At 69.8% G+C, this 12,658-nt stretch carries 12 protein-coding genes and 2 tRNA genes; 10 read left to right on the top strand and 4 right to left on the bottom strand.

From position 1 onward, the window contains the following. Positions 1 to 21: 21 nt before the first annotated feature. The 5 genes from gyrA (at position 22) to AMK29_RS12060 (ending at position 5,229) form a co-directional block, all read left to right on the top strand. Entirely contained in the window at positions 22 to 2,658 is a 2,637-nt protein-coding gene (gene gyrA / locus AMK29_RS12080) for a DNA gyrase subunit A (RefSeq protein WP_073811628.1), read from the top strand. Positions 2,659 to 2,662: 4 nt separating this feature from the next. Continuing rightward, positions 2,663 to 3,325 carry a DUF3566 domain-containing protein gene (locus tag AMK29_RS12075; protein WP_073811625.1) on the top strand — a complete coding sequence of 221 codons (663 nt, stop codon included), beginning with the start codon at positions 2,663 to 2,665 and terminating at the stop codon, positions 3,323 to 3,325. A 98-nt stretch (positions 3,326 to 3,423) separates the two neighbouring features. Further along, positions 3,424 to 3,497 (top strand) — tRNA-Ile (locus AMK29_RS12070). A gap of 158 nt (positions 3,498 to 3,655) precedes the next feature. Further along, positions 3,656 to 3,790 (top strand): DLW-39 family protein, encoded by a 135-nt coding sequence (locus AMK29_RS12065; protein ID WP_003958712.1) that lies wholly within the window; start codon positions 3,656 to 3,658, stop codon positions 3,788 to 3,790. 104 nt (positions 3,791 to 3,894) lie between these two features. Further along, positions 3,895 to 5,229, top strand: coding sequence for a hypothetical protein (locus tag AMK29_RS12060; RefSeq protein WP_079196843.1), 1,335 nt, complete (start codon positions 3,895 to 3,897; stop codon positions 5,227 to 5,229). A 36-nt stretch (positions 5,230 to 5,265) separates the two neighbouring features. Here AMK29_RS12060 and AMK29_RS12055 read toward each other — a convergent pair whose 3' ends face one another. Together AMK29_RS12055 and AMK29_RS12050 are read right to left on the bottom strand one after the other, a co-directional pair. Further along, entirely contained in the window at positions 5,266 to 6,624 is a 1,359-nt protein-coding gene (locus AMK29_RS12055; protein WP_073811623.1) for a serine/threonine-protein kinase, read from the bottom strand. Between the two features lie 60 nt (positions 6,625 to 6,684). Next, complete coding sequence (locus AMK29_RS12050; protein WP_073811621.1) at positions 6,685 to 7,233, bottom strand: helix-turn-helix domain-containing protein; 549 nt, start codon at positions 7,231 to 7,233, stop codon at positions 6,685 to 6,687. 129 nt (positions 7,234 to 7,362) lie between these two features. On the opposite strand from AMK29_RS12050, the gene AMK29_RS12045 reads away from it, so the two are divergent. The 3 genes from AMK29_RS12045 (at position 7,363) to AMK29_RS36675 (ending at position 9,291) form a co-directional block, all read left to right on the top strand. After that, a tRNA-Ala gene (locus AMK29_RS12045) sits at positions 7,363 to 7,435 on the top strand. Between the two features lie 204 nt (positions 7,436 to 7,639). Beyond that, complete coding sequence (locus tag AMK29_RS12040; RefSeq protein WP_241845302.1) at positions 7,640 to 8,737, top strand: acyltransferase family protein; 1,098 nt, start codon at positions 7,640 to 7,642, stop codon at positions 8,735 to 8,737. A 176-nt stretch (positions 8,738 to 8,913) separates the two neighbouring features. Next, the gene (locus tag AMK29_RS36675) at positions 8,914 to 9,291 is read left to right on the top strand and encodes a DUF6344 domain-containing protein (protein ID WP_073811618.1); all 378 of its coding nucleotides are present in this window, start codon (positions 8,914 to 8,916) and stop codon (positions 9,289 to 9,291) included. A 381-nt stretch (positions 9,292 to 9,672) separates the two neighbouring features. On the opposite strand, the gene AMK29_RS12030 is transcribed toward AMK29_RS36675, so the two are convergent. Beyond that, positions 9,673 to 10,383: a DUF5324 family protein gene (locus AMK29_RS12030; protein WP_073811615.1), complete on the bottom strand. Its 711-nt coding sequence runs from the start codon at positions 10,381 to 10,383 to the stop codon at positions 9,673 to 9,675. A gap of 172 nt (positions 10,384 to 10,555) precedes the next feature. Between AMK29_RS12030 and AMK29_RS12025 the strand changes: the two genes are divergently transcribed. Continuing rightward, entirely contained in the window at positions 10,556 to 11,083 is a 528-nt protein-coding gene (locus AMK29_RS12025) for a peptidylprolyl isomerase (protein WP_073811612.1), read from the top strand. Between the two features lie 22 nt (positions 11,084 to 11,105). Next, positions 11,106 to 11,987: a rhomboid family intramembrane serine protease gene (locus tag AMK29_RS12020; RefSeq protein ID WP_073811609.1), complete on the top strand. Its 882-nt coding sequence runs from the start codon at positions 11,106 to 11,108 to the stop codon at positions 11,985 to 11,987. Positions 11,988 to 12,291: 304 nt separating this feature from the next. Here the strand turns inward: AMK29_RS12020 and crgA are convergent, their stop codons facing one another. Continuing rightward, complete coding sequence (gene crgA / locus AMK29_RS12015) at positions 12,292 to 12,546, bottom strand: cell division protein CrgA (RefSeq protein ID WP_030321260.1); 255 nt, start codon at positions 12,544 to 12,546, stop codon at positions 12,292 to 12,294. Between the last annotated feature and the right edge of the window lie 112 nt (positions 12,547 to 12,658).

Raw genomic sequence — 12,658 nt, 5'->3', positions numbered from 1 at the left:
CGAAAGGACTGACGACCAGCAATGGCCGACGAAAACACTCCCGGCACCACCGAAGAGCAGGAGCCCGTGCTGCGGATCGAGCCCGTCGGGCTCGAGACCGAGATGCAGCGCTCGTACCTCGACTACGCGATGTCCGTCATCGTGTCCCGCGCGCTGCCCGACGTACGGGACGGCCTCAAGCCCGTCCACCGGCGCGTGCTGTACGCGATGTACGACGGCGGCTACCGGCCCGAGAAGGGCTTCTACAAGTGCGCCCGCGTCGTCGGCGACGTCATGGGTACGTACCACCCGCACGGCGACTCCTCGATCTACGACGCGCTCGTCCGCCTCGCCCAGCCCTGGTCGATGCGCATGCCGCTCGTCGACTCGAACGGCAACTTCGGCTCCCCGGGCAACGACCCGGCCGCCGCCATGCGGTACACCGAGTGCAAGCTCATGACGCTGTCGATGGAGATGCTCCGGGACATCGACGAGGAGACCGTCGACTTCCAGGACAACTACGACGGCCGCAACCAGGAGCCGACGGTCCTGCCGTCCCGCTTCCCGAACCTGCTGATCAACGGCAGCGCCGGCATCGCGGTCGGCATGGCGACCAACATCCCGCCGCACAACCTGCGCGAGGTCGCGGCCGGTGCCCAGTGGGCGCTCGAACACCCCGACGCCACCCACGAGGAGCTCCTCGACGCGCTGATCGAGCGCATCAAGGGACCGGACTTCCCCACCGGCGCGCTCGTCGTCGGCCGCAAGGGCATCGAGGAGGCGTACCGCACCGGCCGTGGCTCGATCACGATGCGCGCGGTCGTCGAGGTCGAGGAGATCCAGAACCGCCAGTGCCTGGTGGTCACGGAGCTGCCGTACCAGACCAACCCCGACAACCTCGCGCAGAAGATCGCCGACCTGGTGAAGGACGGCAAGATCGGCGGCATCGCCGACGTCCGTGACGAGACCTCGTCCCGGACCGGCCAGCGCCTGGTCATCGTGCTCAAGCGCGACGCCGTCGCCAAGGTCGTCCTCAACAACCTGTACAAGCACACCGACCTCCAGACGAACTTCGGCGCCAACATGCTGGCGCTCGTCGACGGCGTGCCGCGCACCCTCTCGCTCGACGCGTTCATCCGCCACTGGGTGACGCACCAGATCGAGGTCATCGTCCGCCGGACGAAGTTCCGGCTGCGCAAGGCCGAGGAGCGCGCCCACATCCTGCGCGGTCTGCTCAAGGCCCTCGACGCCATCGACGAGGTCATCGCGCTCATCCGGCGCAGCGACACCGTCGAGGTCGCGCGCGGCGGCCTGATGGACCTGCTCCAGATCGACGAGATCCAGGCCAACGCGATCCTGGAGATGCAGCTCCGCCGGCTCGCCGCCCTGGAGCGCCAGAAGATCGTCGCCGAGCACGACGAACTCCAGGCGAAGATCAACGAGTACAACGCGATCCTGGCCTCCCCGGAGCGCCAGCGCGCGATCGTCAGCGAGGAACTGGCCGCGCTCGTCGAGAAGTTCGGCGACGACCGCCGCTCCAAGCTGGTGCCCTTCGACGGTGACATGTCCATCGAGGACCTGATCGCCGAGGAGGACATCGTCGTCACCATCTCGCGCGGTGGCTACGTGAAGCGGACGAAGACCGAGGACTACCGCTCGCAGAAGCGCGGCGGCAAGGGCGTGCGCGGCACGAAGCTGAAGCAGGACGACATCGTCGACCACTTCTTCGTCTCCACGACCCACCACTGGCTGCTCTTCTTCACCAACAAGGGCCGTGTCTACCGGGTCAAGGCGTACGAGCTGCCGGACGCCGGCCGGGACGCGCGCGGCCAGCACGTGGCCAACCTGCTCGCCTTCCAGCCGGACGAGCAGATCGCCCAGATCCTGGCGATCCGCGACTACGAGGCCGCGCCGTACCTGGTGCTCGCCACCAAGGCCGGTCTGGTCAAGAAGACCGCGCTGAAGGACTACGACTCGCCGCGCTCGGGCGGTGTCATCGCGATCAACCTCCGGGAGACGGAGGACGGCGGCGACGACGAGCTGATCGGGGCCGAACTGGTCTCGGCCGAGGACGATCTGCTGCTCATCAGCAAGAAGGCGCAGTCGATCCGCTTCACCGCCACGGACGAGGCGCTGCGTCCGATGGGACGCGCCACCTCGGGCGTCAAGGGGATGAGTTTCCGCGCGGACGACGAGCTGCTCTCGATGAATGTCGTCCGGCCCGGTACGTTCGTCTTCACCGCGACCGACGGCGGGTACGCGAAGCGCACCCCCGTCGACGAGTACCGCGTCCAGGGCCGCGGCGGCCTCGGTATCAAGGCCGCCAAGATCGTGGAGGACCGTGGTTCGCTCGTGGGCGCGCTGGTGGTCGAGGAGACGGACGAGATCCTCGCCATCACGCTGTCCGGCGGTGTGATTCGTACGCGAGTCAACGAAGTCAGGGAGACCGGCCGTGACACCATGGGCGTCCAGCTGATCAACCTGGGCAAGCGCGATGCCGTCGTCGGCATCGCACGTAACGCCGAGGCCGGCAGCGACGAAGACGTCGAGGACGCCGACGAAGCCATCGACGCCGAGGGCGCCGTGGAGGCGTCGGAGGCCGCGGTGGTCGAGACCGTGGTGGTCGAGACCGAGGCAGCCGAGGGCACGGAGCCCTCGGCCGGGGAGCACGAGGAGTAAGAGCGTGAGTGGAGCCACGGGCGCCGGATCGGCGGCCGCCGGAGCTTCTGCTGGTGCTGGAGCGAACGGCGCCCGTGGCTCCGCCACGGACTCCCAGGGGGTTGCGGTGACGGACACTCGGGGGCAGCAGCCCTCGTACGAGAGCTACAACGGGCCGCTGCCCGGCGAGCGCGCGGGAGCGCAGCAGCCGGGCGGGCCCTACCACCCGCCGCAGGCGTACGGCGCTCCGGCGCCGGGCGGCCAGGCGGGCACCGGGGCCGTGCGCCGGCCGCGTACGGGGGCGCGTACGACGCCCCGGACGCGCAAGGCGCGGCTGCGGGTGGCCAAGGCCGATCCGTGGTCGGTGATGAAGGTGAGCTTCCTGCTCTCCATCGCACTGGGCATCTGCACGGTCGTCGCGGCGGCGGTGCTGTGGATGGTCATGGACGCCATGGGCGTCTTCTCGACGGTCGGCGGCACGATCAGCGAGGCCACGGGCTCGAACGAGTCCAACGGCTTCGACCTGCAGTCGTTCCTGTCGCTGCCGCGGGTGCTGATGTTCACCTCGGTGATCGCCGTGATCGACGTGGTCCTGATGACCGCCCTGGCGACCCTGGGCGCGTTCATCTACAACCTGTCGGCCGGCTTCGTCGGCGGTGTGGAGCTGACGCTCGCCGAGGACGAGTAGGACGCGCGGGGCCGGTCCGGGAACGGATTTTGGGACTGGCCCCCACGTGCGCTAATCTTCAGGAGTCAGCGCGCGGGACACACACCGCAGAGCGCGGCGGGGCTATAGCTCAGTTGGTTAGAGCGCATCCCTGATAAGGATGAGGCCACAGGTTCAAATCCTGTTAGCCCCACAGCATCGATCGACCCGGACGGTTACTCCGTCCGGGTCGATCTGTTTCTCCGGGGACCACGGGAGGTTTGAAGCTCGTACAGATCACCGATTGGTATCGGTCGATGTGTAGAGTGGGCGTCAGAAGTCTCCTACGTCAACGAAAGACGAGGTCGCGCGGTGAAGAAGCTGCTCCTGGTCGCACTGGCCGCCATCGGCGGGCTCCTCGTGTACCGCCAGATCCAGGCGGATCGCGCCGAGCAGGATCTGTGGACGGAGGCGACCGACTCCGTGCCCGCAGGTTCGGGTGTCTGAGACGAAGACCGTCTGTGGGTGAAGCCCCGGCCGCGCGTGAGCGGGCCGGGGCTTTGCTTTGCCTGAGCTAACCGTCGACTTGCTGGAGTGAAGAGGAGACACGGGTGAGGACGCAGGCCGGCTTCGGCCGGAGGGCGGGGGCCCTGATCACCGCGGCCGCGGCGATGGGAGCGGTGGCGACCCTGCCCGGTCAGGCGGCGGCGGCCCCGGGGCAGTCGCCGGTGGCGGTCCCCGGCCGGGCGGCGGCCGACGGAGGCGGGCTTCCGCCGTACGCCTTCGACAGCGCGGCACAGCCGGTCCGGGGGGCCGCTTCGAGCGCGGACGCCGCCCGGCTGCGGACCGGGCAGACCTACCGCGACACGCTCAAGAAGGACGGCAAGGTCTACTACCGGGTCGACCTCGACGACAAGCGGAACGCGTACGTCTCCGTGGTCGCCGTCCCGAAGACCGGCGGCAAGGTCGAGTACGGCGACGGCTTCAAGGTCAGCATGCAGGACACCTCCGGCACCGAGTGCGGCTACCAGCAGGTGAACTTCACCTCCGCCGAGTACACGCGACCGCTCGCCGCCTACGCCCGCCGCACCGTGAACGCGGACAGCTCCAGCTGTCAGGACGCGGGCGCCTACTACGTCCTCGTCGAGCGCGAGTCGAAGGCGACCTCGAGCCCCGACGACTGGGAACTCGAGATCCGGTACGTGACCGAGCCGGGCCTGAAGAAGGCGGGGCCGGCCAAGCTCCCCGAGGTGTGGGCCTCCGGCACCCCCGCGCCGCCCACGGGCGGCCCCACGCCGCGGCAGGGCGGCTCCGGGATCCACGACGCCACCTCGCTGACCCAGGGCGAGTGGCGGTCCGACATCCGGCCGGGACAGACGCTCTTCTACCGGGTGCCGGTCGACTGGGGGCAGCAGCTCTTCGCCAGCGCCGAACTCGGCAGCAGCGCCAGCGGTGACGAGTACATCGGCAGCGCCCTGATCCTCTCCCTGGAGAACCCGGCGCTCGGACACGTCGACGAGAACACCGCCAGCTACAACGGGAAGCCCTCGACCCTGGCGCTGGACGCGCTGCGGCCGGTGGCCCACGAGAACCGCACCTCGTACCAGGACGCCACCAGCGGCATGCGGTTCGCCGGCTGGTACTACCTGTCGGCCACGCTCAACCCGGCGGTCGCCGAGGAGTACGGGGACAAGCCGGTGCCGCTGACCCTGCGGGTCTCCGTGCGGGGCGACGCGAAGCCGGGGCCGGGGTACGACGGTGACCCGGGGCCGTTCACGGTGACCGCCGACGACAAGGAGGCCGCCGCGAACGGCGCCAGCGCGGCGCGGGCGGCCGAGCCGAACGGCTCCATGCAGGTCGTCGCGGTGGCCGGCATCGGCAGCGGCACGGCGCTGCTGCTCGGTCTCGGCGCATGGACGCTGGTGGCGCGGCGGCGGGCGGCGTGAGGCCTGTGCTCCCGGTGGGCGCCGGGAGCATGCCGCTCAGGTCTGGGTGAGGGCCCAGAAGCCGACCGCGAAGCACACGAGCGCGAGCAGCAGGACCGGGATCGTCACCTTCGGGGGCGGTCCCGGTCGGCGTACGGGGGCAGGCGGCACGGACAGGGTGTGCTGCGCGGGCGGCGTGTGCTGGGCGGGAACCTGATCGGGGCGAGCGGTGTATGGATGAGTAGGGGCTTGTCCGTACGGCACCGCCGCGGTGGGTGTCCGTTCGAAGGAGGGGGTCGGGTGCGTGACCGGTGGGGGCAGATGGAAGCTGCCCGTCTCGGAGGGACCGGGCAGCGGCGCGGCCCCGACGACCGGGGCGGCGTGGGGAGCGGCCGGGTGCCGGGGCTGGTACTGCGGCTGTGGGGGCTGCTGGGGCGGTACGGGCGTGAGGGCGGGCCCCGCCGGCACGGCACCGGGCGCGGCGGCCCCGGCCGGGCCCTGGGGGGCCTGCGAGGCCGCGGACGCGGCGGAGGGGCCCGTGGGGCCCTGCGGGCCGAATCCGGACGGCAGGGGGCCGAGCTGGTCGAAGATCTCGACCGGCTGCTCGTCGGCGGGCGGCTCGGGAAGCATCTCCACGGCGGCGGACAGCGCCTTGCGCGCGCCCGTGGCCGTCCGGAAGCGAGCCTGCGGATCGGGCTGGAGCAGCCCGGCGAGCACCTGCCACAGGGGCTCGGGGATGCCCTCGGGGGCGCTGGGGGTGCCGTGCGTGAGGAAATGCTCGACCAGGGCCCGGGAGTCCGGCCTGCGGCCCTGGAGCAGATAGAGGGCGACCAGGCCGACGGCGAAGAGGTCGGCGGTGAAGTCCGGATCGGCGCCGAGGAGCTGCTCGGGCGCGAAGTAGCCGGGCGTGCCCACGACGTAGTCGGTCTCGGTGAGGCGAGGTTCGCCCTTGCGCATGGAGATGCCGAAGTCGGAGAGCCGCAGATGCGGCCGGCCGGTGCCGGTGACGTCCATGAGGATGTTGGCGGGCTTGATGTCCCGGTGCACGACCCCCTCGGCGTGCACCGTGGCCAGGCCCGACAGCAGCTGGTCGAGCAGGACGCAGACGAACCGGGGAGGCAGCGGGCCGTAGTCGCCGATGACGTGGGCCAGGGAGCCGCCGGCGACCAGGTCCATGGTGAACAGGACCTTGTCGTCGTCGGCGGCCCAGCTGGCCGGGGCGAGGACATGCGGGTGATCGATCCGCAGCGCCTGCTCGCGGACGAAGCGGAGCAGGGTGTGCGCGTCGCTCTGCAGCAGCACCTTGGCCGCCACATAGCGGCGCCGACGGTGGTCCCAGGCGCGCCACACCGCGCCCGCACCGCCCCGCCCGATCGGGTCGACCAGCTCGTACCGGCCGGCGAAGACCTCACCCATCGTGCCGCTCCGCTCCCCGTTGCCTCGTCCCTCGGCGGTGCCCGCCGGCTGCCGCCCGCGTCAGTTCTGGTGGGCCTCGTAGTGGGCGACCGCGTCCGCGGTGCGCCCGGCGCCGTACACCCTGAGGAACTCTGCCAGTTCCGGATGGGCCGGGGCGAGGGAGTCCGCCGCGTCGATGATGTCGCCCGCCGCCGCGACGGAGCGCAGCAGCGACTGGATCTCGCGCACCACGCGGCGCACGGTCGGAGCGCCGGGGCCGGTGGTGGTCTGACCGGTGCTGGTGAGGACGGAGCCGCCCTGCGACTTCTTGACCTCGTCCATGCGGTCGGTGGCCTCGGCGGCGCTGACGCTGCCGTCGGCGACCTGCACGGCGAGCTCCTGGAGCGCCTGGACGCGCTGGACGACGGCCGGGTTGCCGATCTTGGCGCGCTGGCCGCTCATCAGCTGGGAGAGCATGGGCGCGGAGAGCCCGAGCACCGCCGCGAGCCTGGCCTGGTTGAGCCCGAGATCGTCGATCAGCCGACGGAAGAGCGCCCCCAACGGCTCCCCGTACCAACTGCGCTGAAGCTCTCTGGCTCTGGCCGTGGCTTCCTGCTGCGCTGCGTCCATGACTTCTCCCCATCCCTGCGGTTCGCCACTGCGAACCTCGGTCAGCATCTTACGGAGAGTGGTCGCGGACCGGGAGTCCCAATCCTTTTGCCGGACATGGGGGGTGACCCGGTACGCTGTTCTCGTTCCGGGGCCTTAGCTCAGTTGGTAGAGCGCTGTCTTTGCATGGCAGATGTCAGGGGTTCGACTCCCCTAGGCTCCACTCCTCGCGCAGCCCCCCTGAACCGCGGAAACGCGGGAACGGGGGGCTGTCGTGCGTCGCGGGCCCGACGCGCTGAGTGGCATATCACGCATATCAAATGTTGTACGGAATCTGTGAGCCACCTATGCTCACTGCGCCGAGCTGACGCCCCGTACGACCCAGGGTCGCTCTCCGGCCGCAGACCTAGGTGGGGATCTCCGAGTGTTGAACCAGCTGCAATCCGCGCTGCCCGCGCCGCGAATACGGCCAGAGACCGTGGTCGCGCCGAACCTCGGGGTCAGGCGCCCCGGCCGTCTGTACGCGCTCGACGGCCTTCGTCTGGCAGCCGCGCTCATGGTGGTCGTGTACCACTTCACGGCCCGTGGCGGCGGCTGGCCCACCCCGGTCAGGGAGATATTCCCCGACGTCTTCCGAATATCGGCGTACGGCTACCTCGGCGTCCAGCTGTTCTTCGTGATCAGCGGCTTCGTCATCTGCATGAGCGCCTGGGGCCGGCCGGTGAAGGCCTTCTTCGTCTCCCGCGTCGTGCGGCTCTACCCGGCGTACTGGTTCGCGGTGATCGCGACCACGGTCACCGTCATGGTGATCCCCGGCGGGCGGCGCCACCTCGCGTGGAACGACATCCTCACCAACCTGACGATGCTCCAGCAGCCGCTCCGGGTCGAGCACGTCGACCCCGTCTACTGGACGCTCTTCACGGAGCTCCGCTTCTATCTCCTCTTCGCGGCGCTGGCCTGGTTCGGACTCACCTACCAGCGCGTGATCGCGTTCTGCTGCGTCTGGGGCGCGGCGACGCTCCTCGTCGCGAAGGCCCCTCCGGGACCGCTGCGGCTGCTGCTGATCCCCGAGTACAGCTGGTTCTTCATCGTCGGCATGGCGTTCTACCTGATGTACCGCTTCCGCCCGAACCTGCTGCTCTTCGGCATCGTCGGCATCTCCTTCTGCGCTTCCCTCGCGCCCACCATCGAGGAGTTCAAGCGCCTCACCTTCCTCGGTGACCGGGCCGCCTGGCCCGTGATCGTGCTGCTCGGCGGATTCTTCGGAATCATGGCGCTGATCGCGACCGGGAAGCTCTCGGGCATCCAGTGGCGGTGGCTGCCGATCGCGGGCGCACTGACGTACCCGCTGTACCTCCTGCACCAGGTCATCGGCTGGGAGTTCATCAGCTACTTCGCACCGCGTGGCGTCGACCCGTGGGTGCTCCTCGGCTCGCTGATCGCCGGAATGCTGGTGCTCTCGTACCTGGTGCACAAGATGGTCGAGAAGCCGCTCAGCCGGTATCTCAAGCGGCGTCTCGCCTAGCCCGTCACGGACTCCGTCCGGGCCGCACTGGTCCGGACGGGTGGTGTTCATCGGAAGAACTGCGCGGCAACGGCGACGTTCCGCGGATTTCGGGCGCGCATCCACATCATGAGGAAAGTACGTAAAGCGCGCAAACCGAAATGATCCATCCGGGAACGTCACGAAAGTGAGGGGCCATGGCCACCGCCAAGGTCAAGCAGTTCTGGACCGCCTTCATCTCCGTCCTCTTCGCCCTGCTCGCCTCCGTCGGCCTCGCGGGCCCCGCCGCCGCGACGCAGCAGCCCGCCGTCCAGCAGCCCGAGGAGCCGGCCACCCCCGTCTCCGCCACCGCGCCCGTCGTGAAGGAGCGAGCCGCGCTCGCCTCCGTACCGGCACAGCGCGCCCACCGGTGGCCCGTCGCCGGGGACCGCTCCCTGCCGCCCACGATCAAGCAGCGCATCGCCGCCGAGGCGCACGGATCGTCCCCGTCCTCCCGGCACCGCTCCTCGGCCGCCACGGCCGAGTCGGACGAGCCGGCCGCGCTGACGGAGCTGGCGCTCGCCTCGGCGGCGTAGGGCGCGGGGAGACGACGAACGCGTACTCCCCGCCGCCGCACCTCTTCGCGGGACTCGCCAGAGCCCCGTTCCTCTCCGGAGGACCCGGCAGAGCCCGCACCTCTTCGCAGGATTCGGCAGAGCCCGGCACCTCCTCGCAGGACCCAGCGGCACCCGGCGTCCGGCAGGACCCGGAAGGGCCCCGCTGACCAGCAGGACCCCGGCAGAACCCCAGCAGGACCCCGGCAGAACCCCAGCACGACCCCGGCAGGACCCGACTGGACCACGACGGTCCGGCGGAACCCGGACCGACGACTCCGGCAGGAACCCGTCGGAACCTGGCAGAGGGCCCTGACGGAAACCCCGACAGACCCCGGCAGGACCCAGTTGTGAGCCGGTCGATCAGCGGCGCTTGTCGCGTTCGGCGGCCTTCTCGGCTGCGGCCGCGGCTTCGGCCTCGGTCTCCTTGGCCTCCACCTCAGGGTCGAGCGGAGCCTCGCTGTCGTCGACCGACGCCAGTACGGGATCCTCGTCCACCTCGGTGGGAGCGGGCGGTTCGACCAGCCAGTCGGGATTGGCCTGCTTGTCCCACCACTTCCAGGCGGCGAACGCGCCGCCGGCGAGAACGCCCAGGACCACGAGGCCCTTGGCGAGGCGTCCGGCCCTGGCCCGACGCTCGTGCTTCTTCACGATCTTCTGGATTTCCCTCGGCGTGACCTGACCGCGCAGCGCGGCCCAGGCGGCAGTGGAACGCGACCCGGCCTCCTCAAGGACGGGACCGGTCGCGGCGACCGCGTTCTCGACACGCGGGACGGTGTAGTCGGCCGCCTGACGGGCGGCCCTGCGGGTCTTGACCGCCGCACGGTGTGCGGCCGCGTCGACCCGCGGCGGAACACGCGGTGCGACGTACACGTCGTACTGCGCACGAGCCTGCGCTCGGGCCTGGTGCGCGGCCTTCGAGACCTTCGGCGCGAGCAGCACGCGTGCCTCGTGCGCGTACTGCGAGCACTGGTCCTTGGCCGTCTCGGCGTACGGCGCCACCACTTCCGCGGCGTGCAAGACGCTCTCCTTCGCCGAATCTGTCGCGGCGCGCACGCTGTCCATGCGGGTCACAGGATTCCTCCTCCTCGGTGGCGGTGTCGTTTTTTCACCTTTCCATCCTTTTCCGAATCATGCCCCTCAGGATCAGGTCCGGCATGTGGGACGGGCATACGGGGGCATGCGAGGATCGGAGCGCCAGGGACAGACGTGGCATGACGCGACACGACGTGGACGGAAGGCGACCGTGGCCGAGCAGCTGTACGCGATCCTCAAGACCAGCCTGGGTGACATCGAGGTGCGGCTGATGCCGTTCCACGCCCCGAAGACCGTCCGCAACTTCGTCGAACTCGCCGGCGGCGAGCGCGAGTGGACGCACCCCGCGACCGGCACGGTCTCCTCGGACCCGCTCTACGACGGCACGGTCTTCCACCGGGTCATCAAGGGCTTCATGATCCAGGGCGGCGATCCGCTGGGGAACGGTACGGGCGGCCCGGGCTACGAGTTCGCCGACGAGTTCCACCCGGAGCTCTTCTTCGACCGCCCCTACCTGCTGGCCATGGCCAACGCGGGGCCGGGGACCAACGGCTCGCAGTTCTTCGTCACCGTCGGCCCCGCGACCTGGCTGAACCGCAAGCACACGATCTTCGGCGAGGTCGTGGACAAGGAGAGCAGGAAGGTCGTGGACGCCATCGCGACCACCGCGACCGACCCGCACACCGAGCGACCGCTGCAGGACGTGGTCATCGAGTCCGTGGTGATCGAGAAGCGCTGAGAAGGGAAGGGACGGAACCTCCATGGACCCGCGACCCTCCTCGGACCCCTCCGGTCCGCCCCGCTGCTACCGCCACCCGGAGGCCGAGACCGGCATCCGCTGCACCCGCTGCGACAAGCCGATCTGCACGCGGTGCATGATCTCCGCCTCCGTCGGCTTCCAGTGCCCCGACTGCGTTCGCGACGGCTCGGGGACCGGCCACGCCGCCGACGCCAACCAGCCGAGGACCCTCGCGGGCGGCAAGGTGGCGTCCGACGACCGACTCGTCACCAAGATCCTCATCGGGATCAACCTCGCGGTCTTCCTCGCGGTCCTGGCCGCCGGGGACCGGTTCGTCGACGAGCTCGTGCTCATCGGCTACGCCTTCAGCCCGGGGCTCGGCGAGGTCGTCGGCGTCGCGGACGGCGAGTGGTACCGGCTGGTGACGTCGACCGTCCTCCACCAGGAGATCTGGCACATCCTCTTCAACGTGCTGGGCCTGTGGGTGATCGGCGGGATCGTCGAACCCGAGCTGGGCCGGATCCGGTACGCGGCACTCTGCCTGCTCTCCGGTCTCTCCGGCTCCGTGCTGGCCTATCTCGTCGCCGCGCCGAACCAGCCGTCGCTGGGTGCCTCCGGTGTCGTCTACGGACTGATCGGCGCCTGGGTGGTGCTCGCCCGCCGGCGCCGCCACGACATGCGGCCGGTGGTCCTCTTCGTGGCCCTGTCGCTGCTCATGACGTTCACCCGTCCGGGGATCTCCTGGGAGGCCCACGTCGGTGGTCTCGTCGCGGGAGCCCTGGTGACGTACGCGCTGGTGCACGCTCCCCGGGCCCGGCGGGACCTGGTGCAGTACGGCGCCTGTGGTCTGGTGCTCCTGCTCGACCTGGGGATCGTGCTGGCCCGCTCGGCGGCGCTCACCTGAGCGCACAGGGCTGTGGAAGAGCTCACCTCTGCTTTTCTGTGAGCTTTCCCCAGAGTTATCCACAGTGCGTGGCGAAGTGGGGTCGCTCTGTGGGGAAAGACCGCGCCCCCCGTCTCTGACCTGGTGTTTCTCCAGGGAGACGAGGGGCGTACGGGACTCGCGCGAGGGTGATTCCGGTCATACCAGCGTCAACCTCGCGTGAGTTATCCACAGATCTTCGTAAGTTATCCAGTGCTGTGCACAACGCTGTGGATAAGTTCAGGGCAGAGCTTGACGAGCGGCCTCCGGTGAGGCGCGACCGCCGCTACTTCCACTGCGTCGAGACACCGAATCCGGCCGCGATGAAGCCGAAGCCCACCACGATGTTCCAGTTCCGGATCGACTCGATCGGCATCGAGCCGTCGGTGACGTAGAAGACCACGATCCACACCAGACCGATGGCGAACAGTGCCAGCATCACAGGCGCCACCCAGCTGCGGTTGGTCAGCTTGATACTGGTGGCCTGCTTGGCGGGCGGAGGCGTGAAGTCGGCCTTCTTGCGGATCCGTGACTTCGGCACGAGGGACTCTCCTGTCGATGCGCTGCGTGACCGCGCAGGGAACTGTGGCTGGCGCCGGGATGTGACGAAGGAGGACGACTGCGTCCCCCAGGCGTCCGTTAGCGTAGTGGTT

This window comes from Streptomyces sp. CB02261 (assembly GCF_001905665.1).
Lineage (GTDB): Bacteria > Actinomycetota > Actinomycetes > Streptomycetales > Streptomycetaceae > Streptomyces.
Note: the sequence above shows the minus strand (reverse complement) of the source record. Positions and strands in the feature narration are given on the sequence as shown.

Excerpts from the sequence above, each read along its gene's own strand:
- gyrA (WP_073811628.1), top strand. The coding sequence starts at position 22 with ATGGCCGACGAAAACACTCCCGGCACCACCGAAGAGCAGGAGCCCGTG.
- AMK29_RS12055 (WP_073811623.1), bottom strand. The coding sequence starts at position 6,624 with ATGGGTGAGGTCTTCGCCGGCCGGTACGAGCTGGTCGACCCGATCGGG.
- AMK29_RS12050 (WP_073811621.1), bottom strand. The coding sequence starts at position 7,233 with ATGGACGCAGCGCAGCAGGAAGCCACGGCCAGAGCCAGAGAGCTTCAG.
- AMK29_RS36675 (WP_073811618.1), top strand. The coding sequence starts at position 8,914 with ATGGCCACCGCCAAGGTCAAGCAGTTCTGGACCGCCTTCATCTCCGTC.
- AMK29_RS12020 (WP_073811609.1), top strand. The coding sequence starts at position 11,106 with ATGGACCCGCGACCCTCCTCGGACCCCTCCGGTCCGCCCCGCTGCTAC.